Source organism: Shewanella sp. AS1, assembly GCF_021412565.1.
In the GTDB taxonomy this organism is placed as follows: Bacteria; Pseudomonadota; Gammaproteobacteria; order Enterobacterales; family Shewanellaceae; genus Shewanella.
The window spans coordinates 576,190-601,372 of sequence record NZ_JAKCLJ010000001.1 but is presented as its reverse complement, the minus strand read 5'-3'; the positions used below and the strand labels follow the sequence as shown (position 1 = coordinate 601,372).

The window sequence follows — 25,183 nt, the reverse complement described above, 5'->3', positions numbered from 1 at the left end:
GTCCTCATGAGTCTGGCCATAGGCTAAAATACGGCTACCCTTCGATTGATTAAGCGAGTGCGCAGCGTTAGTTAATCTGAGCTTTAGTTAATAAGAGCTTTAGGTAATACAGGCTTAGATAATCATGATGTAAATCGCTGAGTGGCTATTTAAGAGAGCGATGATGCTTAGTGATCAGTCTATCCAGCTGATTAGCAAAGGCTTGCTTCTCACTCTGCCCCAACGCGGCCGGCCCACCGGTTTGTACGCCGCTGGCGCGCAGGGTATCCATGAAGTCCCGCATATTCAGAATCGATTTAATATTGTGCTGAGTATAAAGCTCTCCCCTTGGATTCAGCGCTAATCCTTGCTTATCAATCACCTCCGAGGCCAGCGGAATATCTGCAGTTATCACTAAATCCCCCGCTTCGAGGCGCTTGACTATCTCATCGTCGGCCACATCGAATCCAGAAGAGACAGTTACTAACTTGATAAACGGTGACGGAGGAATACGCATGGTATGATTGGCTACCAGTGTCGTCTCTATCTGCGCACGATCGGCGGCGCGAAATAAAATCTCTTTGATCACAGCGGGACACGCATCGGCATCGACCCAAATTTTCATAACTCACTTCCTTCACGCTTCTAAAGATACTCACCCGACAACAGCAGGGATTCTAACCCAATTCCCCCAGCCTAGCGCAGCAATTTTGCATTAACACTTTATTCGCCGGTATGGTAATTTTAACCCTACCATCATCAATTTAGTGTCGATACTATGGTTAGCTCTCAGGTTAGCTCTCAGGTTAGCTCTCAGGTTCACTCTCAGACTCATGCCCAATCAGATAAAACCTTATCCCCCGCGTTTTTTTCTGAGGACTGCCTGACCTTCTTAGCCAAGCTGAAGGAGAATAACCACAGAGACTGGTTCAAGGAGCATCAGCATGAATATGAGGCCTGTGTGCGAACACCGGCACTTAAATTTATCGAGGCCATGGCGCCCCATATTCATAATCTCTCGCCGCGTTTTACCGCCGTGGCCAAGAAAGTGGGCGGCAGCCTGATGCGCCCCCAGCGGGATTCGCGCTTTAGTAAAGACAAGACGCCTTACAAGGTCAATGTCGGGATCCAGTTTCGCCATTTTCAGGGCAAAGATGTTCACGCTCCCGGCTTCTATCTGCATATCGCTAACGATGGCTGTTTTTTGGGTGCCGGGATCTGGCATCCAGACAATGTCGCACTCAATCGGATCCGCAGCTGCATAGACAACAACCCCAATGCCTATCAAGCCGCGCTCAAACAACTTGAGCAGGCGGGATTTGCCCTAGAGGGCGACAGCCTGATACGGCCACCCAAAGGCTTTGATAAAGATCACCCCTTAATTGATGAGCTCAAACGAAAAGACTTTATCGCCATAAAAGCAATCGATCCACAAAGCCTGTTTAAACCCGGCGCCGAGAACTGGTGCGCCCAGCAGTTTGAGCAGGTCAGCAAGCTGATGGGGTATCTCTGCTTCGCGCTGGATCTCGATTATTAATCAAAGGATTAAGGTAAACCGATGAAACTCTACGAACTTGCGATCACCCCCAATGCCAAGCGTGTCGATATTTTCCTAAACGAAATGGGCATAGAGATAGAAAAAGTCACAGTCAATGTGCGCGCCGGTGAAAACCTCACCGCCGAATTTAAAGCCAAGAGTGTTAATGGTCGTATTCCCCTGCTGGAACTCGACGATGGCCAGACCCTGTGTGAGTCAGTCGCCATCTGTCGCTACCTCGATGAACTGCATCCCGGCGAAAACTCACTGTTTGGCCGCACGCCGCTGGAAAAAGCGCAAATTGAGATGTGGCAACGTATCTGTGAACTGCAAGGACTCAACGTCGCCACCCAGGCGTTTCGTAACATCACTCAGCTCTATCAAGACAGGGAGCGCTGCGTCGAGGCCTGGGGCGTGGAGTCACGCCTGCGGGTAATTGAGTTTCTGCCCACATTGGAAAAACAGCTGAGTCAACACCCCTTTATGGCGGGCAATAAATTCTCCATCGCCGACATTACCGGCTATGCCTTTATGACCATGTTGCCAAGATTAGAGATAGCTGAGGATGACAAGTTGCCAAATCTGTACGCCTGGCTGAAAAAGATGGAGCAGCGACCCTCTATCCAAGCGATAAACCCGGTCTAAAGGCAGTAAAAAAATTGTCTTAACTGGCTTGGGCTAGAAACCCCTGCAACTGAGGAATAAAGGCCCTGCCCTCGGCTAGGCCGCGATGATAAACCGCCTCGACCTTGACCACATCCCGCTCTAAACGCGATAAGCCGAGCGGGGTTTGTGGCTGCAATACCAAGGTTGTCCCCGCCGCCTTCGCCGCGGCCAGCTCATTCAAAGCTTGATTGTACACCGCATGTCGCTGTAGCAAGGCCTGGGCCACCTTAGGGTAGCGGCGATAGACACGCTTAGCTAACCATTTAAATTTAAAGGCGGACTTTCGGTATTCACTCTCTTGGGTGAGGATAACCACCTGACGCTTAAAGCCATCTTTTCTTGCTTGTGCCAGCGGAATGGGCGCAGCGATGCCGCCATCGAGATAGGCTGTCCCCTTGAGTTGAGTCGGGGTAGAGATAAAGGGTAGGCTGCTAGAGGCGATAAGCACCTCTAAAAATTTATCCTGATCCCCAAAATCTGCCATCCCAAAGAAATCAGTCTGGCCGGTTTCGCAGTTAAAGGCGCCGACTTTAAACTCACAACCACTAGTGGTGAAGGTCTCAAAATCATAGGGCAGCAGCTCATAGGCCATACGGCGGAAACTGAACTCAGTATTCACATAATTGCCATCACGCAGCAGATGCTTGAGACCCATATAGCGTTTATCGTTTAAAAATCCCTTTTGGATCTGCAGATTACGGCCATGCTGGCGGGAAAGATAAGAAGCAGGATAAATCGCCCCTGCAGACACCCCCACCAGATAGCGAAAATGAATATCGGCCTCAAGCAGGGCATCCAATACTCCGGCCGTGTAGATGGCACGTAGCCCGCCACCTTCAAGCACCAGAGCGGTATGGCTAATGAGTTGACTCTGATCTAATGGCATATCTGTTCTACTGACATAGATGTTCTACTGACATAGGTGTTGCAATCTGATCCTTTTACCTGTTTCAGCTGCGTCTTTGCACACTTTAGATGAGTAGAGACCCTTACTCTTCCGGTTGAATATGTCCAACCAAAAGAACAGGCGCCGCATCCAGCTCTTGAGCATCCATCATGGAGGCAATCCGCTCGACCGCAGACAAGAGCTGGCTCTGTTCCCACTCTTCAAGATTCTGATAACGCTTAATAAAGTGTTCCTGCAACGGACGAGGTGCGGCGCTGAGAATAGCAACGCCAGAATCGCTTAAAGACAGGTGCCACTTACGCTTATCCGACTGACTGCGGGTTCGCACAATTAACTGCCGCGCTTCAAGACGATCGATAATGGTCGCAACAGTCGCAGGGCTCAAGGCCACCTCTTTGGCGATATCTTTCGCCAGCGGCTGATCCAGCTGTGAGATGGTTTGCATTACCATCAACTGAGGCCCTGTTAAGCCTGATTGCTTGTTGAGCTGCCGCGAATGAATGTCGATGGCTCGGATCACACGTCTAAGTGAAATTAATAGTTGTTCGTACTTTTCCATAAACTCCTCTCATTTGAGCTGCACCATAACAGAAATCATCACTAGACTCATGTATCAAATAGCAAAATACCCAAAATGCACCACCAGATGCGTAACTTCTGCGCTGGGCTTGGGCACTCTGCCCTCCCCCTGTAAGCTGAAGAAACATGTGCTCAATAGCCAATTCAAGATGCTAATCTATCAATGAATAGATAAATTGCATCTTAAAAATAAACACCCAGGGCGTGCTTCTGTTAAACTTGCCGCCATTATCAGTACAAGCAGCCAGGCAACTTCTCCATGGGCGATACAGTTCCAAACAACAACGACGCGTTATCTCAACTTGCATCTATCAGTGCCAGACTCCACCAAGAGATAGATGCGCAAACGCCAGCCCAGAAGCGCGCCTTAAGTTACAGCGTCACCATCTGCCAACTCTTTAATCAGGTGATGCAAAGCAAACTGCCCGCCGATCGTATTCTGGCCGACTATTTTCGCAGCCATAAGAAGCATGGCTCGAAAGACAGACGGGTGATCCGCGAAACCCTGTTTGGGCTGTTTCGCTGGCACGGTTGGTTAAAAACACTGTCACAGGAGTATAGTGAAACCCAAGCCTGGTTTGCCTCATTAACGCTCACAGCCACTCTGGAACAACATGGCTGGCAAGAGTTCATCCAAGCCTGGCAGGCGTTTGCCAATCTGCCAGAACTGGCCGGGATAGAGATAGAACAAGCGCAAGCAATATCAGATGACACTGCCGACCTCGAGTCCACGCTTCTAGCCAGACAGAGGCTGCTGCAACGACATTTCCCCTCCTTGAATTTTGCCATTAGGGATCTGCTACCCGCCTGGTTTTGGCAGCAGCAAGAGGCAATGACTGAACAAGCGCAGCTCACTCTGGTCAGCTCCTTGTGCTCACGCCCCCCTATTTGGGGGCGAGTACAAGGGATCTCTGTCGAACAGGCCATAGCACAGCTAAAAACTGACGATGTTAGCGCCACTGCCAGCCGTTATTTTAACGACGCCATCCACCTGGGTCACAAGAGTATCAACTTAAATGCCATCAAGCTCTATAGCCAAGGTAAGCTGGAGATCCAGGATCTTGGCTCACAGGTAATAGGTCATATCTGCGCCCCCAAGCCTGACGAGCTGTGGTGGGATTGCTGCAGTGGTGCAGGCGGCAAGAGCCTGCAGCTGCGCTCCTTGATGCTACAGCAAGATCCCAAGGCCAAAGGCGCTATCACAGCATCGGATATTCGCCGCAAGCCACTGGAAGAGTTGAATAAACGCGCCCAGCGTGCTGGCTTTACTCAGATAAGCCTGGCTCCTTGGCAGTCCGAAGCCTTGCCGGTTCAAGCTGATGGGTTCGATGGTGTGCTGGTCGATGCTCCCTGCAGCTGCACCGGCACCTGGCGACGCAATCCCGATATGCGCTGGCTCGATGAGGAAACGGCTGTCACTGACAAGCCTCAGCTACAGCTGGATATCTTAAGCCGCGCCGCCAAAGCAGTTAAACCCGGTGGCAAACTGGTCTATGCCACCTGCTCCATCTGCCCGGCAGAAAACGAAGAGGTGGTTAATGCCTTCTTAGCGGCCGCTCCCGAGTTCACACTAGAAACCATTACCCATCCCTTTACGGCTAAGCCTTGCACTATGCTAACGGTGCAGCCCTATCAAGCTGACAGCGACGGCATGTTTGTCGCCAAATTAGTGAGAAAACCATAGCTAAGAAGGCTTAGCTGCGAAAGACTTTGCTATGAGAAAGAGTTAGCACAACGTCAAATATACGCCCCTGTTTATGGGGCGTTTTCATATTGAGCATCGCAACAATTTAAATTGCACACAATTTAATTTCACACTACACTGCATACTTACTAGACCCGATGATCACAGCTTACGGAGAGTTTTATGTCTATTTACAATTTTGAGATCACCCGCATAGATGGCAGCCAAGGCTCGATGACCGACTTCAAGGGCAAGGTGCTGTTAATTGTCAATACCGCCAGTAAGTGTGGCTTTACCCCACAGTACAAAGCGCTGCAAGCCCTGTACGACACCTATGGCAGTGACAAATTTGCCGTATTAGGATTCCCCTGTAACCAGTTTGGTAAACAGGAGCAAGGCGACGAAACCGAGATCAGTGAGTTTTGCGAACTCAATTTCGGTGTGAACTTTCCCATGTTTGCCAAAATTGAGGTTAACGGCGATAACGCTCACCCTCTGTTTCGCTATCTGAAACAGCAAGCCAAAGGAGTGCTAGGCAGCGAGTCTATTAAGTGGAATTTCACCAAATTCTTAGTGGATGGCGAAGGCAGAGTCGTCGAACGTTTTGCGCCCACGACAACACCCGAGTCGCTTGAAGAAAAAATAAAATCTTTACTCAATTAATCCAAATAGATAGGGAGAATTGGAAAAAAACTCGACAACCATGATTATTTTTTGAACTAAAATGGAATTATCGACTCCAATTTTATGAACGCGAATGTTCCTTTTTTCATGTTCATCATTCTCCCTGGGACTTCTAGCGCAGTCCCCTTGATCTTCATAGATCAACCGGCAACCAACTTGGTTGCCTTTTTTTATTTCAAATAAAATGCTTATTTATCAACAAAATAAAATTTGAATCGAAAATAATTGCCGAAAATGTCATTATTTTTTCAACAAAAGTGAACTAATTCGCTCTTGGTGACTCTGATAGTATGTAACAGATTTTTCATCATTTTTGTTCATCATCTCCCTTTGGTGACCCTGTCGGTCCCAAGAGATTCGCCCAACGCTAGCGCACTTGGCACGATATCTCGACATATTTTGTTTATGGCAACCTTAGGTTGCCATTTTTTTTGCTCAAACTCTTGCTCAAACTTGGCTTAACTTACCAGCCCAAAAGCTTATCCAGTTGCACAGACAAAGAAGGATGATATCCTGCGCGCGCCTTGCTGTAGATAACCTTAAGTTGCTGTAAAAAGCCCGCCTGCTGCAGTGCAGCATAGAGTGGCCGCACCAACTTGGCCCGTCCGATGCGAGTGATGTAGTCTTCAACCAAGGGCAATACCTGCGTATAGTGATTTCGGATAGCCACCTTATACCAATCACAGGCAATTTCTGCATTCGTGGAGTGACTAAAATCGAACAGAGCATCGAGCTGCTCCAACTGCTGATGGGTCAGCACCTCAGGTAAACTCGCCAAAAAGTATTGCCAGTGATGTACCAGCCAGGATTCGCTCGCCTGCTTATCCAGCTCGACGCTAGCTAGCCAAGAGGCCAGTATGGTATCGACCTGAGTTAAACTGTCTGAATAGGGCGGCACAAACCAGGATGGCATGCCTGTACCGTAAATCCATTCCAGCAGCTCTGATTGAGAGATCTTGTCGCTGTGATCCTTTAGCAATGTCTGCTTAGCGTAATCGACAAAGGTTTCTGTGGTGATCGCTCTAAAGGAGAAATGGTTAACATAATCAAGCAGAAACTTATCAAATGCCTTGCGTCCGAGTCGCCTCTCCAGATCGTGTACAAACAGCGATGCCTTATCATAGGTAAAGCGGTTAAAGGCATCGTTAGGATCCTCCTGCTGTACATTGGCCGGCAAGGTCTGCGCCGCCAATGGCAAACTGTTTAGCTCAAGTTTCAGGCGTCCATATTCTAATACCACCTCCAATTGAGCCTGCTCTTTACCATAAACGGCCTCGACTATGCGGTTGGTGAAATAAGTGGTAAAGCCTTCATTGAGCCAGAGATCTCGCCAGGTGGCGTTACTGACCAGGTTCCCCGTCCAGGAGTGGGCCAGCTCGTGAGCCACGGTAGAGACCAGGCTTTTATCACCGGCGATCAGGGTCGGTGTCATAAAGGCAAGTCTTGGGTTTTCCATGCCGCCAAAAGGAAAACTGGGGGGTAGCACCAGCATGTCGTAGCGATCCCATTGATAAGGTCCGAGCAAAGATTCGGCTATTTCCACCATAGCCTCTGTGTCCTCAAACTCTTTCACTGCCGAGGCCAATACCTGAGGCTCACAATAGACGCCCGTTCGTGGCCCTAATTCACCAAACTGCAACTCTCCAACGGCAATGGCCAGCAGATGTGTGGGCATAGGCTTTTCCATCTCAAAGCTAAAATGGCCATCGAGAGGCGCATCCGCCCTGTTCATGGCGCTCATCACCACCCGCATACCAACAGGCGCAGTTATCTGAGCATCGAAGGTGATTCTGGCTTTTGGGCTATCCTGCAGTGGGATCCAGCTGCGAGCATTAATAGGCTGGGACTGGCTGAACAGAAACGGTAAAGTCTTACCACTGGTTTGCATGGGTGTCAGCCACTGTAATCCTTGCGCTTGCGGACTGGTACGATAATGAATAAGCACAAAAGTCGTTGCCGATTGCAAGGTAATAGTCAGTCGCTCCCCTAAGATGGCATTTGACTCATCTAGCGTAAACTCAAGTGTTGCACCTCGATCGTCCACCACAGAATCGATAGCAAGATCGCGACTGTCGAGCACCAGACTAAAGCACTGCTTATCTAGGTAGTCCAAGTGTAATTTTGCATAGCCGGATAACTCTTGATGCTCAAAATCGACAGCCAAACTCAGGCTAAGGTGTGACGTCCGGATCTGCTCTACATTGGCAAACGAATGATAATCCTGATGATTGTCCCATATTACTGACATGGGTTTTCCTTATAATTGGGATAGCAAGGGCTCATTTTAGATCTAAGCAGATCGATTGTCATTGCCGGTAAAACGTGCCACTAAAACGCTAACGCAAGACAAATCACCGAATGACACACACTGAATAAGATTTATCTTGCTAGCTGTTGAGACAAGGGAATACCAAACAGCCACTAACCAAAATAAACATTTATAATCAAAATGTTACACCAATTACAGACCTACAGCTAAGATACAATTTGCAAAAAGTTGCTAAAAATTTCAAAAATGCCGGAACTATTTATCTCCTTGAGACTCTGACAATATGAACAGAATTTACATTAGTTAGTCGATTTCCCTGCAAAGATTCAATTAACTGGTCATGTTACCTTGTTCATCATCATTTCCCCTTTCGATAGCTTCTAGCGCGCTATCAACGTGATTCCAATTTGGAACCTTAGGCGACCTAATTTAGGTCGCTTTTTTTATTGCTTTTCTATCTCTGTACTTACGCTGGCATTAGTATGCAAGCTTGTGTATAGTCCCTTTGCCTCGTGCCATTCGGTATGAGACTAAGCAAAAACACCAAATCATATTGAAGTGAGGACGACCTCACCGCTCAACCATTTTCTGAGGACGACCTCACACAGAGGTACTCATGAACTGGTTTATTCTCATTATCGCCGGACTGCTGGAAATTGGTTGGGCTATAGGTCTTAAATATACAGAAGGTTTTACTCGATTCTGGCCCACTGTCGGCACTTTACTGTCGCTGACGGCGAGTTTTTTATTGCTGGGATTGGCACTAAAAACCCTGCCGGTTGGCACAGCCTATGCCATCTGGGTTGGGATTGGCGCCCTTGGCACGGCGATATTAGGCATACTGCTGTTTGACGAGTCTGCAGAGACTATCAAACTGCTCAGCCTCTGCTGCATCTTAGTCGGCATAGTCGGTCTTAAACTGACCTCCCACTAAACTAAGCAGAAAAGCACAAACTAAACAGGAAAACACAAAAAAGGCCTCGAATGAGGCCTTTTGCTTTACTTAACAATGCTGATACTGATTTAGTTTAGAGGCGGATACCCGCTTTCTCTAAATCTTTTGCGGTTACGCTGCGTGGCAGTGGTACGTAACCGTCTTTCTCAACGATTTGCTGCCCCTGCTTAGACAAGATAAAGCGCAGGAATTCACGTTCAAGCGGCGCTAACTCTTTGTTAGGGTGCTTGTTCACATACACGTACAAGTAACGTGATAGTGGGTAGCTACCATCGGCCGCATGCTCTGGGGTTGCAGGCACATAATTGTCGCCTTTCTTAGAGATGGCAACCGCTTTGACGCCAGCCGTCTTATAACCGATACCTGAGTAACCGATGGCGTTCAGAGACTGAGAAACAGACTGTACCACAGAGGCTGAACCTGGCTGCTCGTTAACGTTAGCCTTGAAATCACCTTTACACAGAGCTTTCTTCTTGAAGTAACCATAAGTACCGGAAACTGAGTTACGACCATAAAGCTGCACATCTTTAGCCGCCCAGTCGCCGCTCAAGCCGACATCGCTCCAGCGCTGAACATCACTACCGCCGCACTTATGAGTAGCAGAGAAGATCCCATCGATCTGCTCGATACTTAACCCTTTAATTGGGTTATCTTTGTGCACGAATACCGCCAAAGCATCTATGGCTACACGGATCTCGGTTGGCTGATAGCCATAATGTTTCTCGAATGCCTCAATTTCGTTAGGCTTCATCTTACGGCTCATTGGGCCGAATTGTGAGGTGCCTTCGGTCAATGCCGGTGGCGCAGTAGAAGAACCCGCCGCCTGAATTTGAATGTTTACGTTAGGGTACATCTCTTTGTACTCTTCCGCCCACAGTGTCATCATGTTCGCCAGCGTATCAGAGCCGACAGAAGAGAGGTTACCCGATACACCACTACTTTTTTCGTACGTTGGCAAAGCGGGATCAATTGAAGCCATGGCGGCGACAGAGAATACACTCGCGGCAGTTAAACTGACCGCACCAACAAGCTGTTTTAGTTTCATTCTATGCTCCAGTATTAAGCGAACTTGCTTACTCGTTCCATTTAAGTTGCAGCCAGTATCAAACGCCACGATGACAAGTCTATGACCGAGATGTGACACTTAGATGACAAAAACATCTTTCTGCAAACTTTTTGCAATTTTCCCCCCCGGTTGTCATAAACGGGCAGATAAGCCTTCTCTTTACAGTTTAGTGCCAAAGCTTAAGGGGGATGAAAAACGCCGTCATTAGACGGCGATTTGCTGAAATATGGGGCGAGCGCAGCCGTTTTTACTCGTGGCTAGCCCTGATCAATAAGGTGTTTAGGAATGATAAAGCTAAAGCAGCTCCCCCGGCCCAAACGGCTGACAATATTCAGATCGCTCTGATGATGACTAAGGGCATGTTTAGTGATGGCCAAGCCCAAGCCTGAGCCACCACTTTGGCGCGAGCGGGCACTGTCGACCCGATAAAAGCGCTCGGTTAGGCGGGTCAGATGCTGAGGTGCTATCCCCTCACCCGTGTCTGTGACACTGAACTGAGCGCCCAGGGCCACCCGTTTCCAACTGATCTCAATCTTGCCCCCCGGTTCGGTATAACGAATGGCGTTGGAGATAAGGTTAGAGCAGGCACTACGCAGCAGCATCTCGTTACCATAGATATTGAGCTTAGGTTCGAAATCAAAACTCAGCTCATATTCGCCCATGGCCAAGGCATGAGCCTCCTCTCTTAGGGGGTCGAGCAGCACAGGCATATTAACCTTGGTTTCCAGCGCCACCGCAGAGGCATCTTCAATGCGGGAGAGCACCAGCAGCTGCTCCACCATGGAGCGCATACGGTTGGTCTGCTGCTGCATTTGATCCATCGCCTTAATACTGGGGGAGCCAGGCTCGGCCAGCTCCTGCAGCATCTCCAGGTAACCTTGCAGCACAGTGAGCGGGGTTTTCAGTTCATGGGAAACGTTGGCGACAAACTCTTTACGCATCCCTTCAAGCTGGCGTATGCGGGTCACATCACGGGCAATAAGCAGTCGCTGACCCGACCCATACCCCATTATGCGGATCTCCAATACCCGTCCCTCATTTTGGGTATCGTGGTATTCGAAAGGCTCGTCGAAATTTGCCTGTTTCAGGTAGCGGGAAAAGTCAGGGTGGCGGATCAAATTATCGAGCCGCTGACCATTATCCTGGGGCCAAACCAGGCCGAGTAGCAACTGAGCCAACTTGTTACACCAGAGGATATTGTTTTGTGAGTCGAGCACCACGGCTGCATCGGGAAGCGCCTCTGCACCCTGGCGAAAACGGGTGAGCAGATAGGCCAGTTGATTCACCCGGCGGCGGTTTTTACCCTGCAAACGGTAGATACCGTTAAAAATGCCTTCCCAGCTGCCACTGCCATTAGGCGGCGTCAAACGCTTATCGCGCCACAGCCAGTAGTTAAGCCGCGAGAGCTGTTTGTAATGCCAGAAAAGCAGGCCCACACACCCAATCAGCATCACCCACAGTACCTGACCGACAAGCAAGCCGACAACATAGCAGAGCAGCAAAAAAAGCACTAAGCGGCTGAGTAGACGGTACCCTGAATATGAATCAAACATAGCGCAACCATAATGAGCAACTGGGCACAAGATAACGTATATCGCTACTTGTGCCTATCTTTTACTGGTTAACCTTAAATGCAGGTCAATGATCTCAATAGCTAAAGTCGGGTAGAGAAGCGGTAACCGGCGCCGCGAACCGTTTGAATTAAGCGATCGTGATTGGAGGGTTCTATCGCCTTACGCAGGCGACGGATGTGAACATCGACGGTGCGATCTTCCACATACACATTGGTGCCCCAGACATTGTCCAGCAACTGCTCACGGCTATAGACTCGTTCCGGGTGGGTCATAAAGAAATGCAGCAACCTAAACTCGGTCGGCCCCATATCCAGTACCTGCTCACCCACAGTGACCCTATGGCTGACAGGATCCAGCACTAAGCCCTGCACATCTATGGGTTCCTCTAAGGCGGTTGGGGCACTGCGGCGCATCACAGCCTTGATCCTGGCCACCAGCTCCTTAGGAGAGAAAGGCTTAGTGATATAGTCATCGGCGCCCACTTCCAGCCCTTTGACTTTATCTTCCTCTTCGCCTCTGGCCGTCAGCATGATCACAGGAATGTGGCGAGTGTATTCATCTTGGCGTAATTTCTTTGCCAGCTGAATGCCGCTGCCGCCTGGGAACATCCAGTCGAGCAGCACTAAATCGGGATAAGGCTCAGACAACATGTCCAGTGCCGAGTCAAAATCCTCTGCTGTAGTTGTCGTAAATCCATGTTGTTCTAAAACAAAAGCTACCATCTCACGGATGGCCAGTTCATCTTCAACTATCAAAATCCTAGCAGTCATATGCGATCTTCTATTAGTGAATTCCCACAATGCCATTATTAGGCTTTTATATTACAAATTTATGAATCTACCCGCTCATTCTGTCATAAAGCGGTGCTTTTTGTCATAAAAGTTCCCCTTTACAGAAACAATAAGGGGATGCCTGTGCATCCCCTTATCTCTGCTTGGCGTCTTAAAGGTTAACGCCTTTGGTGACTCAATTTAGAACTTATGTTCCAAGCCTACGCCGAAGAAGCTGTCATCTGTGGTCTTACTTTCGAACGAGGTATTAGTGTAGAAAGCAAGCAGCTTGGTTGGCTTACCCAGTTTGTAGTCAGCGCCCACTGACCAGCTGTCGCCTTTATCTTCCATATCCTGGAACTGAGCCTTAAGCACCACGGCACTGATAGTATAAGCCGCGCTGAACAGGTAACCTGACTTGCTGTCGCCCGTCACAGGGTCACCGTTTTTATCAAAGGTCTCTTCCTCTTGCTGGTACATACCGCCAATCACTAAGTCAGCGATTTTCCCCTGCACTGTGGCGCGCAGCACTTCATAACCTTTAACATCAGAGTCATAGGCTACAGAAGCATAAATTGGGGTATTTTTCAGCTTGGCATCACCATACATGGCCGCCACGCTGAAACCATCCTGAGCATATTGGGAAGCCGCACCCTCGGCGGCATAGGTGACACCCACTTTGAAGTCACCAAATGAAGGGGTGATATAGGTGGCCGTCTGTTCGATACGGTTTTCACCCTTAAACAGGTTTTTCAGGTCACCAGAAAGATCGTTAAACTGATCCACCTTGCCTTGAGACACTTTCAGCATAGTGTCGTTGCGGCCCACAGAGAAGGCTCCGAAGCCGCCTTTCAAACCAACAAACTGATTACGGGCTAAGAAGTTCTCCTTGGCTTCATCGCCTGTGTTCACCTCGTACTCGACAGTGTAGAAAGCTTGCAGGTCGCTGCTCAACTCAAAGTCGCCCTTCACACCAAAGCGTGATGCATTGCTCTGAATTGTGGTCGTCGCCTCATCATCGACATCATTCGATTGTGCAGTAACATTTAATTTACCGTAAACCGTCAAAGGCTCTGCAGCCTGTGCAGAAACTGTTGTGACAGAAATTAAGGTGGTAGAAGCTAGCGCTGAAGCAAGTAGAGATTTAGAAAAAACGTTCATCATTTCATCCTTTCGACGTTCGTCGTCTTGGTTATTGGTTTGGACGGCCGAAAGTGTGCAACTTTAATGTTGCACTTTTATTTCATCTTGGTTTCCATGTCATAGATATGACAGAAAAATGAAGGGGTAAATTCAACAAAGCCAGAGAATACGCGCCCTGCGAGGCAGATTTATTTAATATTACAATTTGATGAATTATGACATAAAGGCGAAATATCCCTGCATGCAGGTCTCAGGAATTGCGGTTTACACCGACGGCGACAATGGCTTACACTGCGGCTTTATTTTTGATTGAGCAGCTACCATGTGGTTTAAAAATCTTACTGTTTATCGTTTCAATAAACCCTTCTCTGTAGAAACCGACGCGCTGGAAAAAGCACTGGCCGACTTCACCTTCTCTCCCTGTTCCAGCCAGGATATCAGCAAATTTGGTTTCTCTAACGCACTGGGTAAACTCGGCCAATCTTTAGTTCACAGTGCCGATAATCGTCACCTTATCTGCGCCACCAAAGAGGAGAAGATCCTGCCGGCTCAAGTGATCAAAGAGGCGCTGGAAGAGAAAGTGCTGCTGATTGAAGATCAGGAAAACCGTAAACTGGCCAAGAAAGAGAAAGACGCCCTCAAAGATGAGATCACAACGACCCTACTGCCCCGCGCTTTCTCTCGCCGCAGTCAAATTCGCGCCCTGATATTGCCCGAAATCGAAATGATCTTGGTGGACAGCTCCAGTGCCACCAAAGCCGAAGAGTTATTAGCCTTGCTGCGTAAAGCCTTAGGCACACTGCCGGTGATTCCTCTGAGCTTTAAAACCCCAATCGAGGCTCAGTTGACCGAATGGCTAAAAGTCAATGCAGCCCCCGCCCCGTTTGAGATGCAGGATGAAGCCGAGCTCAAATCTGAATCTGACGAAGGCGGCATAGTGCGCTTTAAGCAGCAGGATCTCAGTGAAACCGAGGTACTGGCCCATATCGAAGTGGGTAAGCAGGTGCACAAGCTGGCGCTGCATTTTGCCCAGTCCATCGCCTTACTTCTACAGTCAGATGCGGGCATTAAGCGCCTTAAGTTCTCAGAAGAGTTCCGCGCCAGCAACGATGAAGTAGGCACGGAAGATCCTCTCGCCAGAATCGACGCCGACTTTGCTCTAATGGGCAGCGAGCTGGTCGCCCTGATGAACGCCCTAGTCGAAGCCCTTGGTGGACTGGACGATAGCCTGTAAAGACCCATAGTGTTAAATCAATAAAAAACCACCCAACGAATAGCTGGGTGGTTTTTTCTTTTCTCACATTTTCTCACATCAAGCTAAACAAGTTTCAGCGAGGCTCTAGGCAAGCTTTTACGCCGCCTTGACCAACTTGCCTTCATCATCGAAAGGCCAGTCGATACCCAGCCAGGCCTTAAAGAAGGCTTTTTGCTCATCCGATGGGTTAACAACGCTCTTAAGTTGCAACTTGCCACTCTGGGTTTCGCTCAGGGTGAGTGCCACCTCTTGCAGACGCTGATCCTTAAACACTGTCACCTTAATGGTTTCACCAGGCTTGAAGTCTTTAATCCGCTCACTAAAGCCCTTTGCCGTTACTTTCAGCTGATTGATGGCCACCAGCTCATCCCCCGCCGTAAGCCCTGCCAGCCAAGCTGGGCCATTGCGCTGCACATGAGCAAGCGTTAGAGAGTCACCCGCCAGCACTATACCTGAGAAAGCAATCGCCTTGCTGTCGCTGCCATAACCCATTTTCAATCCAGCTTTGGCAAGCAAGGAGTCAAAATCCAGCACCAGCGGCATGTCCACATGCTGTTGCCACCAGGGACGATAATCCTGACCCGTCAGCTGCTGTAAGATAGCTTGTACATCTTCGACCCGATAACCGGCGGGCACCTTATAATCCCGATACAAACGCTGATGTACATCACGGTAAGAGTGTTTTAGCCCTGTCGTCTGCAGCAGGGAGAAATCCAGCGCCAGTGAGGCCAGATACCCTTCGGAATAGATATTGGCGCTGTGGTTTTTAGCATAGTCACCACCTGTGCTGACCCACTTGCTGGCACTGGCCTGGGAGACAGACTGCACTTCCCGTCCTGGGGTCTGCTGATTCGCCTCGACCCGCTTCGCCAGATCCTCCAAAAACTCTTTTGGTGTCATCACGCTGGCTCGCAGCAGAAGCTGACTCTGAAAATAGCTGGTAGAGCCTTCAGCAATCCAGAGCAGCTGAGTGATCCCTTCATCCTGATAGTCATAAGGCACTAATCCCTGAGGGCGATATGCCTTGACGTTCCAGGTATGAATGAACTCATGGGAAGCTGTCTTGATAAAGCTAAGGTAATCTTTACGACTGCGATAGTTGAATCGGGGATACTGAATAACCGTGGAGTTTAGATGTTCCGTTGCGCCGCGAGCACCACTGGTGGCATGCACCATATAAACATAACGCTTGAAAGGATAACCCTGCCAGATAGCCTTGGCCTGCCCGCTCAGCTTGGTAAGATCACTCACCATCTGCTCCACATCATAGTTCCCCTCGCCCCAGATCACTAACTCGTAATCACGGCCATCGGCGCTGAATTGTCTATGGGTACTGATGCCAGTTTCGATAGGCGAGTCCACTAATACATCATAATTAGCCGCCACAAACTGATGGGCTTGATTACCCGAATCCATGCCCGAATAGCTGCGCCAGTCTCGCGGCACTTTTAAAGAGACGCTCACAGCTTGATCGCGAAACTCTGGGCTGTAAACAAATACCCCGCTGGCATCGAGAAAGGCATGTGAGCGGTCGATATGGCTGACCCTATCCCCAAGGCGGTTGGCATAAAGCTGATAGCTGACAGTCACCTCTGTGGGTTTACCCGTTGCTATCACCCATTCGCCACTGGCGCTCAGGTGCCAGGGTAAAATATTGCCTTGGGGATCACGGGCATTAAACTTTCGTATACTATCGGCCAGGGGTAAAACTTGGTACCGTCCAGTACGCCAGACGGGCAGGTTCACGACCAGTTCCCCTCCCTCACTTTTAGGGAAGACAACCTCAACTTGAGCTAAATGGTGCTCGGGTGATGTGAGATCTATCCGGTAATTAACCTGTGCATGACTTGGTGCAATAAAAAGAAGATTTATAATAAAAATCAAGGGGAGAGCTAGTTTCACACCTGCTTCCTTCTGTTATCATGGTTTTAATGTAAAGTCTGCGATTATACCCTAAAAAATTACAATTTACGGACAAAAACTAAATAAACATAACAAGCCCATAATAAGGGTTGGCGATAGTTACCATGCGATTTCTACCCATTTTCCTGTTGTTTTTTTTCTATATTCCGCCACATGCGGCCGCATCGACCGAAGAGATGATTTCTAATGAGGTAAAGCTCCTAGAATCAGCCGCGCCTTTTTATCAATCTCTGAAAAAAGAATTAGCTTTTTCACTGGACTTTGATGACCAAGACACCTTCGAAAAACTGGCTAAACGTCAGGGAATTTCACCTGCTGATTTGGAAAACAAACTACGGTGGTTTGCCAGAGTTGCCCTGGAGCCTAACGTCAGTGATACCAGCACTATTGGGGAAGCAAAGGCGCTCATAGAGAAACTTCAGCCGATTGCCGATTCTCCCTACGACAAGGCCTTTCTTGCCATGCTAAAAGCAAGGCATGCAGGCAGAGAATTTCAGGACTTCGCCAAGGCGATTGAGTTTGCCAAACAAGCGCTGATATACCCATTAGACGATAACAGCACCCGCAACACACTGTTACTGCATAATATTCACTATCTGCTGGGAGATATCTATCGCACCACGCTACAACCCCGCCAGTCACTAAAACACCTAGACCAATATCGGGATCTGGCCTATCAATTAAGGGACAGTTACCTTATCGCAGTCGCGGAAGCGACCTTAGGTAACTTCTATAATAAAAATCAGCAATACACTAAAGCCCTTGAGCACTATATTGAAGCGATTCGCTTGTCCGATGATATCAATATGCCCAACTTAAGCTCAGTGCTATCCCTGCGTTTGGCTCGCGTCTATCGCGATCTCGAATCCTGGGATCTCGCGTTACAATACGCCCATAAAGCGGCCGATGGATTCGAGTCACTCGAAAGATGGGGACAACTCTCTCACTCTATGACAGTGATCGCCATGGTGTATGGTCAACAAAACTTATGGAACCAGGCTATCGACTATTATCTCAATGCCCTGAAGATAGATACAGAGCGAGGCAATGTTACCGGCCAGGCACTCACCTACCATAATCTTGGTGAAGCCTATTTCAAGAAAGGTCAAGGGCGGGAAGCATTAAATTCCTTACTTAAAGCCAATAAAACCTTTACCCAAAGAAAGAGAAAAAACTACCTAGTTTATAATGAGTTGCTTATTGCCGAGGTCGCAGGCAGCTTAAAGGAATGGCAGATGATGGACAAATTTGCCAGCGCTGCCGTCACCTTAGCTCAGGCACAAAAGCTGGATGAAGCCTTTATCGATGCGCTGCAATTTAAAGCCAGAGCATTAAAAGAGATGGGAAAAGTGGATGAATCCCTCGCCAGTATCACCCAGTTACTGGAATACAGTGAAGAGACAATTAAGGCCAAAATCGAGAAGCAAAATGCGCAGCCCAGTTCTTTAGCTGAGCAAAAATTAAAGCTAGAGCTCAATCAACTCCAGAGCCAGGAGACGCAGTCACAAGCTAAGAGTCACCGACTGCAATTTGCCCTCACGGCCTCCCTGTTTTGCGCCTTTGTCGCGAGTTTATTCTGCTTCTATCATTGGCGCCGCCAAAGAAGTTCAGCCAAGTTGCTGACTCATTTAGGTCAAAAATTACATCAGGAACCCGTCAGCGAACTCCCTGGTTATATGGGCTTTATCGAGCGACTTCACACCCATAAACAAGGTTCAATCGCCCTGCTGTCACTCTTTGATAAACACAATGTCGATATGACCTTAGACCAGGAAACCTACATCAAGGCGAGTCAGAACCTGCTGAGCGCACTTGCTCATATTAATGAAGAGCACCATGCAATAACCACAGAGGTCTTTTTGATTCGTCCCGGCGTATTCGCCTTATGCCTGCCAGCAGAGCAAGATCATGAGCGACTATTAGATCAACTGAGACTGGCTGTAAATAAACATGGGTTACTCAAGCCAACGTCACTACACCTGGGAATAGTAGACTTGCCTCTGATGGGGAGAGAGGTGATAAATTTGACACCTAAAGTCTGTTTTAACACACTGCAGATGCTCACCGCAGCTGCCATGAGCTTAGGCCATGATAAAGATTATTTTGTTTCTATCACCCCGTTGAACTTTGCCCCGAGAAGCATTTTTTCAACGCCACTTTACCTGCATTTAGGGAAAGCGATAAATCGGGGGTTAGTCAAAGTGTCGAGCAACGAGAATAAAGCGCTGATCCGTTGGCCCAAATGGCAACTCGAACCCATCGACAAGCAGCAGGTAAAGCTGATGATCGACCAAGATCCCAATTGCATAACATAGGCTATACACCTGTATTTCCTTGCCAATACAAATAGGCTAAGATGCGGCTAATTAATATAGTCATACAAGTTAGACTCAAGGACTTCTTCTATGAAGAGGACGGGGGTCAATTTCGTAGTCAAGCAGTTTTCAAAAAACTAGATAGCAAGGTCTAGAATGACAGACACTTTAGAAAATGTTTCCCAGGTCTCCCTACTCCAACAAAAGCTGACTCAAGCCAAGACTGCAATAACTGAAATGCGTGAGCAAAATGCCCATAACCAACACGCTTTAATTCAATTTATTGGCCATCTCAGTCTTGCCTGTAAAGGACAGAATCTCGAACTGGACAACAAGCTGGCAAAGCTGCGTCATAACCTGGCTAATTTGGAAAATATAGAACAATTTCTGCCCGAACTGCATGATGTAGAGCACTCCCTCAAGCATCAATATCGTCACATCATGTCCCAGTTGGAAACAGGTCGCTCAAGTTTATCTAAAGGAATAGAGCCACTAAAGCGGATCGAGATTCTCCCGGACAAACTGAAGAAAGAACTGGCTTACTTTACACAAGATCTGACTAAACCTTTCCATACCTTTAGCGATTATTTTCCTAAGGTAGAGAAGTTGATCGCTTTTTATAAAGAGATACTGCTGCAACATATAGTGCATGGCGAAAAACTGGAGATCTTGCCTAAATACAAATTGCTGGCCAGCGAGCTGCTACAAATGCTCTCTGAGATCGAATTTAGCAAGACTCAAAATGATAAGATTGCAGAAATAAAAAATAGCTTAGCCAATGAAATAGACCTAGATAGCTTAATCGATGCCTATCAGACGATTCTATCACTTCTGCTGGAAAATATTGCTCAGGAAAAAAACGCTTCGCAGGAGTTTCTCTATGCTCTCAACGATGCCATCTCGGCCGTAAGGGAAGTCGTGGGCGAATCCTACAATACTAACCAACGCAGCCATCAGCTAAAACAGCAACTCAACAAAGATATCCACGCCAGTGTCGATAATGTCAGTAATGTCATTACCGACATCCATGATATCGATCAGCTCAAGACCCTAGTTACCGAGCAGCTTGCCTCCCTGCGCACCGCCTTAGGCCGCAAAGAAGCGTTGGAGCAGCGTGAGCAATCTATCTTACGCAAAGCAATGGAAACCATGCGAGATGAGCTTAAGACCTTAGATAACCAAGCAAAAATCTATAAAGATCGTCTATTCGAACAACAGAAGCTGAATCTGCTCGATACCCTGACCCAGCTTCCCAATCGCGCGGCATTAGAAGATCGCATGGAGCTGGAATACCGTAATTACTTGCGTGATAAACATAAGGTATGGATAGCCGTGGCCGATATCGACCACTTCAAATCGATTAATGATAATTTTGGCCACACCACAGGGGATAAGACGCTTCAGGTGATCGCTATGGCGATTAAAAACGCCCTGAGAGACAGTGAATTTGTCGCACGATATGGCGGCGAGGAGTTTGTGCTCATCATTCCGGATGTGAATAGCGATGATATCAGCCTACTGCTGAACCGGGTCAGAGAAAAAATAAAAAATATTCCATTTAAATTTAAAGATCAGAGAATTACAGTTACATTATCTATAGGTGCGGCACAAATTCTTGATAATGAGCGGATACATGAGACGTTCGAGCGTGCCGATGCCGCACTCTACAGGGCAAAAAATGAAAACCGCGATAAAGTGATCATTGACGCATAAGATTTGACTATAAGGCTTAGGGAATTGGAAGTTAGCACACCTAAGCCAACATCATGCGTCACTCACTTAAGGAGTTGCCATGATAGTGAACATCAGTCCCAGGGGCAGTCTGGATCAACTTTCACAACTAGAAGTGGATCGCCTCAAACAGAATGCCAGCAGCGAACTTTATCAGTTATACCGCAATTGCTCACTCGCTGTCCTAGCCTCGGGCGCAAAGACAGATAATGCCAAAGAACTATTCGAGCAGTATCAAAATTTTAATATCAATGTGCTTCGCCGTGAACGGGGCGTAAAAATAGAACTGGTCAACCCGCCAGAGGCGGCATTCGTCGATGGCCAGATCATCGCCGGTATCCAGGAACACCTGTTTTCCGTCTTAAGGGATATAGTCTACCTTAGCGACAGGTATGAAAACCTGAAACATATCAACCTGACCAACTCCAACCATATCACCAATGTGGTCTTCGACATCCTGCGCAACGCCAACGCCATTCCCCGTAACGAACCTAAGATAGTGGTTTGCTGGGGCGGACACAGTATCAAACATGAAGAGTACCAATACACCAGAGAAGTGGGCTATGAGCTTGGGCTTCGCAGTTTGGATATCTGCACAGGTTGCGGCCCCGGCGCCATGGAAGGCCCTATGAAAGGTGCCGCCATTGGACATGCCAAACAGAGGGTGCGTGATGCCCGATATATTGGCCTAACAGAGCCAAGTATTATCGCCGCCGAGCCGCCTAATCAGATAGTCAATGAGTTAATAATCCTTCCCGACATAGAGAAACGACTCGAAGCCTTTGTGCGGCTCGGGCATGGGGTGATCATCTTCCCCGGCGGAGTCGGCACAGCCGAAGAGCTACTCTATCTGCTCGGCATCTTACTCAATCAGGAAAATGAATCCCTTATCTTCCCCCTAGTGCTAACAGGGCCAAAATCGAGCGAAAACTATTTCAGGCAGATAGATGAGTTTATCGGCGCGACCTTGGGCAAAGAGGCTCAGGGCAAGTATGAGATAGTGATAGACGACCCCGTAAAAGCCGCCCGCATCATGAGCAGCAATATGGATGCGATTAAGGCGCAGCGTAAGGAGATGGGCGACTCCTACCAATACAACTGGTCACTGAAAATTGAGCCAGAGTTTCAGTTGCCCTTTATGCCAAGCCACGAGATGATGAGTAGCCTCAACCTCTTTTCTCAAATTAATAAGGCGGAATTAGCGGCCAACCTCAGACGCGCTTTTTCTGGTATAGTCGCAGGCAATGTCAAAATGGATACCGTCAGAGCCATAGAGCTTAAGGGGCCTTTTGAGCTAAATGGTGAGAAAAGGCTGATGAGCCTGATGGATACTCTGCTTAAAGCCTTCATAAAAGATCAGCGCATGAAGCTGCCGGGCCATGAATATTCACCCTGCTATAAAATAGCCACATAAGATTGTCATTTAACGAGGAAAGGCATTTATCAGATGAACACCCTGCTAATCATTGATGGACTCAATCTGGTTCGCCGTCTACACGCCGCTCAGCCCAATGAAGATGACGTCACTGGGTTAGCGCAGCGGGTAGGCAATGCCTGTTTAAAGCTAATCAATTTGCATCAGCCTACCCACGTGACTCTGGTCTGGGATGGTGATGCAATCTCCTGGCGTAAACGCCTCTATGAGGAGTATAAAAAGGGGCGTAAACCTATGCCAGAAGCGCTTGCCAAACACCTAAGCGAGCTGAAAAACCACTTGATGAGCTTAGGCATTAACTCCATTAACGCAGACTCGGAAGCCGATGATGTGATAGCGACCCTAGCCACTAAGATGGCGCAAAATCACAAAGCTATAATCGTCTCTACCGACAAGGGGTTTACTCAGTTACAACACCCCAATATCCACCTCTGGGACTATTTTAATCAACAGGCTCTGACTCTGGCCGAACAGGAGCGAAAACTGGGCGTGGATCGCAGCCAATTTATCGATTATTTGGCTCTGGCTGGCGATACTGGCAATAAGGTGCCTGGCGTGCCAGGGATAGGCCCCAAATCTGCCGTCGAGCTACTTAAAACCTTCCGCACCCTGGCCAATATCTATAACTCATTAGATAAGATCGGCGCACGTCAGGCGAAAAAACTCGAAGAGGGGCGCCAGATGGCCAGGCTGAGTTATAAACTGGTGCAGCTGCAGACAGACATGCCGCTGGACACTCACCTCGCCAGCTATAGGGTAAAGAACCGCCAGCAGCCATAACTGATAAGCTAGCTGCAGATAAACCTGTGCCGCTGGACACCCACCTCGCCAGCTATAGGGTAAAGAACCGCCAGCAGCCATAACTGATAAGCTAGCTGCAGATAAACCTGTGCCGCTGGACACCCACCTCGCCAGCTATAGGGTAAAGAACCGCCAGTAGCTTAAAGGACCTTGACTGCTTGCCTTATCTGTAACCAAACGGTTACAAATGCCCGCCGATAGGAGTAAACTTATCGCCAGCTTAGTCGGGCTAGCCTTGCCCCATAGATTAATCAGCACAACTGGACTCAAAAAAGATTAAAGGATTATTGAACAGATGAAATCTAAAGTTCCCGTCATTATTGGCTCCCTCTTTGCGGCCTATGTGGCCTTTGTCGCTGTCGTGGTACTTACCTATGAACCGACACCCGATGAGATGGACTGGGAAGACAGGCAGGCTTATAACAATGAAAAACTGACCGAAATCACCTTAGGTATGCCCCTTCAACAGGTGAGAAGCCTGATGGGGAAACCTGACTTTTCCGAAGCCAAAAACACCCAAAATCAGAGTTTGTTAGTCCTCTTCTATCGCACTCGCCACAGCAAAGCCGATGGCGAAACCACCCGCGATGAATGCACGCCACTGCTGTTTAAAGAGAATAAACTGATCGCCTGGGGAGAAGACACTTACCAGCAATACCTTGATAGCGGTATCGATGGCTAACAGATGGCTTAAGAATCTTCATTGTCAGCAGCATAACCCCGTAGCCTAGTAACGCCACTCCTGATAAATTACTCAGCCTCACAGATGAGATGAAATAGCAATATCGTCTAGCTACCGAGGGGTTTATGGTTTCAATCAGAAAGGCAGTGCGGGCCGACGTAACGGCAGTTTTTACCATTAGACGTCGCGCCATTCTTGATAAGTGTTCAGGCTTCTACAGTGACAAGCAGTTAGCCTTATGGACTCAGGGTGACTATTCGCCTGAATTTGCCAAAGATGTGGCCGATAACTTCTATGTCGCCCAGCTGACAGACCGACTGAACAGCAAAGTGATCGCCAGTGGTAAACTCAGCCTGGAGACAGGTGTAATCGATGCTATTTTTGTTGACCCGGATTTTTTCGGCCAGGGCGTAGCAAGATCTATGCTCCAGCATTTGGAGCGGCTAGCGCTTGATAACGGCATAAATCAGCTGAGTCTCGACTCCACCCTCAATGCCGCGCCCTTCTATCGCCGCTGTGGTTTTATCGGCAACTCACTCTCTACCTACCACTCTCCAACAGGCATAAGCCTGGACTGCATTCCAATGCATAAGCAATTGAAATAGAAGCCTGAGATAAAAGTCAGATTCAGAACCAGCGCCTCACCTGGCGGCAATATTGTGAATATTCAAGGGGAAACTGCTGGCTCAAATAACGCTCCTCCCGCTTAACCGCAAATAGATAAACCAGGGTAATGGCAGGGATCACGCTCAAGATCAGCCATGAGGATGAAAACATACAACCAAGGCCTATAGGATAGAGGCAGAAAAGCAAATAGATAGGATTGCGCGAATAACGGTAATAACTCACCTTGATCAGATGCGAGCTTGGCTTCCAGGGTTCCACCGAGGTGTTGTAACGACGAAAAAGCAGCAAGAGATGCACCAACATAGCCGTGCCAAGCAGCATCAAGGCCAGCGCAATATACCTTATCCCATCGGGTATAATGAATGGCGATGGCAGCCAGTTTTCTAAACCGTAGCCCAGCAGCATACACAAGAGAAACAGAACGGGAGGCGGCACGCGCACATTGGCCCCTCTGCTAACTTCACTTTTTCGCTCCATCTTTTCGCTCCATAAGCTGGCCTAAACGCCCTTTGCCATCATGGTTCAAAATAAGCCATTTATCTGAATAACTCATTTTGCTAAGTAACCTATTTTTATGAGTAACCCATTTTTATGAGTAACA

The 25,183-nt window shown here is 48.2% G+C and carries 22 protein-coding genes; 12 read left to right on the top strand and 10 right to left on the bottom strand.

Annotated elements, in window-relative coordinates:
* Positions 1 to 145 precede the first annotated feature (145 nt).
* Positions 146 to 604, bottom strand: a complete 459-nt coding sequence (locus LZP69_RS02745) for a YaiI/YqxD family protein (RefSeq protein ID WP_234198647.1) — start codon at positions 602 to 604, stop codon at positions 146 to 148.
* Between the two features lie 153 nt (positions 605 to 757).
* On the opposite strand from LZP69_RS02745, the gene LZP69_RS02740 reads away from it, so the two are divergent.
* Both LZP69_RS02740 and LZP69_RS02735 read left to right on the top strand, forming a co-directional pair.
* Positions 758 to 1,516, top strand: a complete 759-nt coding sequence (locus LZP69_RS02740) for a DUF2461 domain-containing protein (protein WP_234198646.1) — start codon at positions 758 to 760, stop codon at positions 1,514 to 1,516.
* A 21-nt stretch (positions 1,517 to 1,537) separates the two neighbouring features.
* Positions 1,538 to 2,161 (top strand): glutathione S-transferase family protein, encoded by a 624-nt coding sequence (locus LZP69_RS02735; protein WP_234198645.1) that lies wholly within the window; start codon positions 1,538 to 1,540, stop codon positions 2,159 to 2,161.
* Between the two features lie 19 nt (positions 2,162 to 2,180).
* Here LZP69_RS02735 and LZP69_RS02730 read toward each other — a convergent pair whose 3' ends face one another.
* Positions 2,181 to 3,044: a patatin-like phospholipase family protein gene (locus LZP69_RS02730; protein ID WP_234198939.1), complete on the bottom strand. Its 864-nt coding sequence runs from the start codon at positions 3,042 to 3,044 to the stop codon at positions 2,181 to 2,183.
* A 127-nt stretch (positions 3,045 to 3,171) separates the two neighbouring features.
* Positions 3,172 to 3,648, bottom strand: a complete 477-nt coding sequence (locus tag LZP69_RS02725) for a MarR family winged helix-turn-helix transcriptional regulator (protein ID WP_234198644.1) — start codon at positions 3,646 to 3,648, stop codon at positions 3,172 to 3,174.
* 279 nt (positions 3,649 to 3,927) lie between these two features.
* Here LZP69_RS02725 and LZP69_RS02720 point away from each other — a divergent pair, with 279 nt between their 5' ends.
* Positions 3,928 to 5,352, top strand: coding sequence for an RsmB/NOP family class I SAM-dependent RNA methyltransferase (locus LZP69_RS02720; protein WP_234198643.1), 1,425 nt, complete (start codon positions 3,928 to 3,930; stop codon positions 5,350 to 5,352).
* A gap of 183 nt (positions 5,353 to 5,535) precedes the next feature.
* A complete protein-coding gene (locus LZP69_RS02715; protein ID WP_234198642.1) occupies positions 5,536 to 6,015 on the top strand; it encodes a glutathione peroxidase in 480 nt (159 codons plus the stop codon).
* 484 nt (positions 6,016 to 6,499) lie between these two features.
* Here the strand turns inward: LZP69_RS02715 and LZP69_RS02710 are convergent, their stop codons facing one another.
* Positions 6,500 to 8,284 (bottom strand): M1 family metallopeptidase, encoded by a 1,785-nt coding sequence (locus tag LZP69_RS02710; protein ID WP_234198641.1) that lies wholly within the window; start codon positions 8,282 to 8,284, stop codon positions 6,500 to 6,502.
* A gap of 637 nt (positions 8,285 to 8,921) precedes the next feature.
* Here LZP69_RS02710 and sugE point away from each other — a divergent pair.
* Positions 8,922 to 9,239, top strand: coding sequence for a quaternary ammonium compound efflux SMR transporter SugE (sugE, locus tag LZP69_RS02705; RefSeq protein ID WP_234198640.1), 318 nt, complete (start codon positions 8,922 to 8,924; stop codon positions 9,237 to 9,239).
* A 94-nt stretch (positions 9,240 to 9,333) separates the two neighbouring features.
* On the opposite strand, the gene LZP69_RS02700 is transcribed toward sugE, so the two are convergent.
* The 4 genes from LZP69_RS02700 to LZP69_RS02685 all read right to left on the bottom strand — a co-directional run bounded on the left by LZP69_RS02700 (position 9,334) and on the right by LZP69_RS02685 (position 13,834).
* Positions 9,334 to 10,305: a PstS family phosphate ABC transporter substrate-binding protein gene (locus LZP69_RS02700; protein ID WP_234198639.1), complete on the bottom strand. Its 972-nt coding sequence runs from the start codon at positions 10,303 to 10,305 to the stop codon at positions 9,334 to 9,336.
* 278 nt (positions 10,306 to 10,583) lie between these two features.
* Positions 10,584 to 11,879, bottom strand: coding sequence for a phosphate regulon sensor histidine kinase PhoR (phoR, locus tag LZP69_RS02695; protein WP_234198638.1), 1,296 nt, complete (start codon positions 11,877 to 11,879; stop codon positions 10,584 to 10,586).
* Between the two features lie 101 nt (positions 11,880 to 11,980).
* Positions 11,981 to 12,670, bottom strand: a complete 690-nt coding sequence (gene phoB, locus LZP69_RS02690; RefSeq protein ID WP_234198637.1) for a phosphate regulon transcriptional regulator PhoB — start codon at positions 12,668 to 12,670, stop codon at positions 11,981 to 11,983.
* Between the two features lie 201 nt (positions 12,671 to 12,871).
* Positions 12,872 to 13,834 (bottom strand): porin, encoded by a 963-nt coding sequence (locus tag LZP69_RS02685; protein WP_234198636.1) that lies wholly within the window; start codon positions 13,832 to 13,834, stop codon positions 12,872 to 12,874.
* A gap of 301 nt (positions 13,835 to 14,135) precedes the next feature.
* On the opposite strand from LZP69_RS02685, the gene rdgC reads away from it, so the two are divergent.
* On the top strand, positions 14,136 to 15,047 hold the full coding sequence (rdgC, locus tag LZP69_RS02680) for a recombination-associated protein RdgC (protein ID WP_234198635.1): 912 nt from the start codon (positions 14,136 to 14,138) through the stop codon (positions 15,045 to 15,047).
* Between the two features lie 117 nt (positions 15,048 to 15,164).
* Here rdgC and LZP69_RS02675 read toward each other — a convergent pair whose 3' ends face one another.
* Positions 15,165 to 16,970 (bottom strand): M61 family metallopeptidase, encoded by a 1,806-nt coding sequence (locus LZP69_RS02675; RefSeq protein ID WP_234198634.1) that lies wholly within the window; start codon positions 16,968 to 16,970, stop codon positions 15,165 to 15,167.
* Positions 16,971 to 17,095: 125 nt separating this feature from the next.
* Here LZP69_RS02675 and LZP69_RS02670 point away from each other — a divergent pair, with 125 nt between their 5' ends.
* The 6 genes from LZP69_RS02670 (at position 17,096) to LZP69_RS02645 (ending at position 24,560) form a co-directional block, all read left to right on the top strand.
* On the top strand, positions 17,096 to 19,306 hold the full coding sequence (locus LZP69_RS02670; RefSeq protein WP_234198633.1) for a tetratricopeptide repeat protein: 2,211 nt from the start codon (positions 17,096 to 17,098) through the stop codon (positions 19,304 to 19,306).
* A 156-nt stretch (positions 19,307 to 19,462) separates the two neighbouring features.
* Positions 19,463 to 21,019: a GGDEF domain-containing protein gene (locus LZP69_RS02665; protein WP_234198632.1), complete on the top strand. Its 1,557-nt coding sequence runs from the start codon at positions 19,463 to 19,465 to the stop codon at positions 21,017 to 21,019.
* Positions 21,020 to 21,098: 79 nt separating this feature from the next.
* Positions 21,099 to 22,451 (top strand): nucleotide 5'-monophosphate nucleosidase PpnN, encoded by a 1,353-nt coding sequence (gene ppnN, locus LZP69_RS02660; RefSeq protein ID WP_234198631.1) that lies wholly within the window; start codon positions 21,099 to 21,101, stop codon positions 22,449 to 22,451.
* A 33-nt stretch (positions 22,452 to 22,484) separates the two neighbouring features.
* Complete coding sequence (xni, locus tag LZP69_RS02655; RefSeq protein WP_234198630.1) at positions 22,485 to 23,252, top strand: flap endonuclease Xni; 768 nt, start codon at positions 22,485 to 22,487, stop codon at positions 23,250 to 23,252.
* Positions 23,253 to 23,568: 316 nt separating this feature from the next.
* Positions 23,569 to 23,955 carry a DUF3192 domain-containing protein gene (locus LZP69_RS02650; protein ID WP_234198629.1) on the top strand — a complete coding sequence of 129 codons (387 nt, stop codon included), beginning with the start codon at positions 23,569 to 23,571 and terminating at the stop codon, positions 23,953 to 23,955.
* A gap of 125 nt (positions 23,956 to 24,080) precedes the next feature.
* Positions 24,081 to 24,560, top strand: coding sequence for a GNAT family N-acetyltransferase (locus LZP69_RS02645; protein WP_234198628.1), 480 nt, complete (start codon positions 24,081 to 24,083; stop codon positions 24,558 to 24,560).
* Between the two features lie 22 nt (positions 24,561 to 24,582).
* On the opposite strand, the gene LZP69_RS02640 is transcribed toward LZP69_RS02645, so the two are convergent.
* The gene (locus LZP69_RS02640) at positions 24,583 to 25,059 is read right to left on the bottom strand and encodes a methyltransferase family protein (RefSeq protein WP_234198627.1); all 477 of its coding nucleotides are present in this window, start codon (positions 25,057 to 25,059) and stop codon (positions 24,583 to 24,585) included.
* Positions 25,060 to 25,183 lie beyond the last annotated feature (124 nt).

Excerpts from the sequence above, each read along its gene's own strand:
- LZP69_RS02745 (WP_234198647.1), bottom strand. The coding sequence starts at position 604 with ATGAAAATTTGGGTCGATGCCGATGCGTGTCCCGCTGTGATCAAAGAG.
- LZP69_RS02740 (WP_234198646.1), top strand. The coding sequence starts at position 758 with ATGGTTAGCTCTCAGGTTAGCTCTCAGGTTAGCTCTCAGGTTCACTCT.
- LZP69_RS02735 (WP_234198645.1), top strand. The coding sequence starts at position 1,538 with ATGAAACTCTACGAACTTGCGATCACCCCCAATGCCAAGCGTGTCGAT.
- LZP69_RS02725 (WP_234198644.1), bottom strand. The coding sequence starts at position 3,648 with ATGGAAAAGTACGAACAACTATTAATTTCACTTAGACGTGTGATCCGA.
- LZP69_RS02720 (WP_234198643.1), top strand. The coding sequence starts at position 3,928 with ATGGGCGATACAGTTCCAAACAACAACGACGCGTTATCTCAACTTGCA.
- LZP69_RS02715 (WP_234198642.1), top strand. The coding sequence starts at position 5,536 with ATGTCTATTTACAATTTTGAGATCACCCGCATAGATGGCAGCCAAGGC.
- LZP69_RS02710 (WP_234198641.1), bottom strand. The coding sequence starts at position 8,284 with ATGTCAGTAATATGGGACAATCATCAGGATTATCATTCGTTTGCCAAT.
- sugE (WP_234198640.1), top strand. The coding sequence starts at position 8,922 with ATGAACTGGTTTATTCTCATTATCGCCGGACTGCTGGAAATTGGTTGG.
- LZP69_RS02700 (WP_234198639.1), bottom strand. The coding sequence starts at position 10,305 with ATGAAACTAAAACAGCTTGTTGGTGCGGTCAGTTTAACTGCCGCGAGT.
- phoR (WP_234198638.1), bottom strand. The coding sequence starts at position 11,879 with ATGTTTGATTCATATTCAGGGTACCGTCTACTCAGCCGCTTAGTGCTT.
- phoB (WP_234198637.1), bottom strand. The coding sequence starts at position 12,670 with ATGACTGCTAGGATTTTGATAGTTGAAGATGAACTGGCCATCCGTGAG.
- LZP69_RS02685 (WP_234198636.1), bottom strand. The coding sequence starts at position 13,834 with ATGATGAACGTTTTTTCTAAATCTCTACTTGCTTCAGCGCTAGCTTCT.
- rdgC (WP_234198635.1), top strand. The coding sequence starts at position 14,136 with ATGTGGTTTAAAAATCTTACTGTTTATCGTTTCAATAAACCCTTCTCT.
- LZP69_RS02670 (WP_234198633.1), top strand. The coding sequence starts at position 17,096 with ATGCGATTTCTACCCATTTTCCTGTTGTTTTTTTTCTATATTCCGCCA.
- LZP69_RS02665 (WP_234198632.1), top strand. The coding sequence starts at position 19,463 with ATGACAGACACTTTAGAAAATGTTTCCCAGGTCTCCCTACTCCAACAA.
- ppnN (WP_234198631.1), top strand. The coding sequence starts at position 21,099 with ATGATAGTGAACATCAGTCCCAGGGGCAGTCTGGATCAACTTTCACAA.
- xni (WP_234198630.1), top strand. The coding sequence starts at position 22,485 with ATGAACACCCTGCTAATCATTGATGGACTCAATCTGGTTCGCCGTCTA.
- LZP69_RS02650 (WP_234198629.1), top strand. The coding sequence starts at position 23,569 with ATGAAATCTAAAGTTCCCGTCATTATTGGCTCCCTCTTTGCGGCCTAT.
- LZP69_RS02645 (WP_234198628.1), top strand. The coding sequence starts at position 24,081 with ATGGTTTCAATCAGAAAGGCAGTGCGGGCCGACGTAACGGCAGTTTTT.
- LZP69_RS02640 (WP_234198627.1), bottom strand. The coding sequence starts at position 25,059 with ATGGAGCGAAAAAGTGAAGTTAGCAGAGGGGCCAATGTGCGCGTGCCG.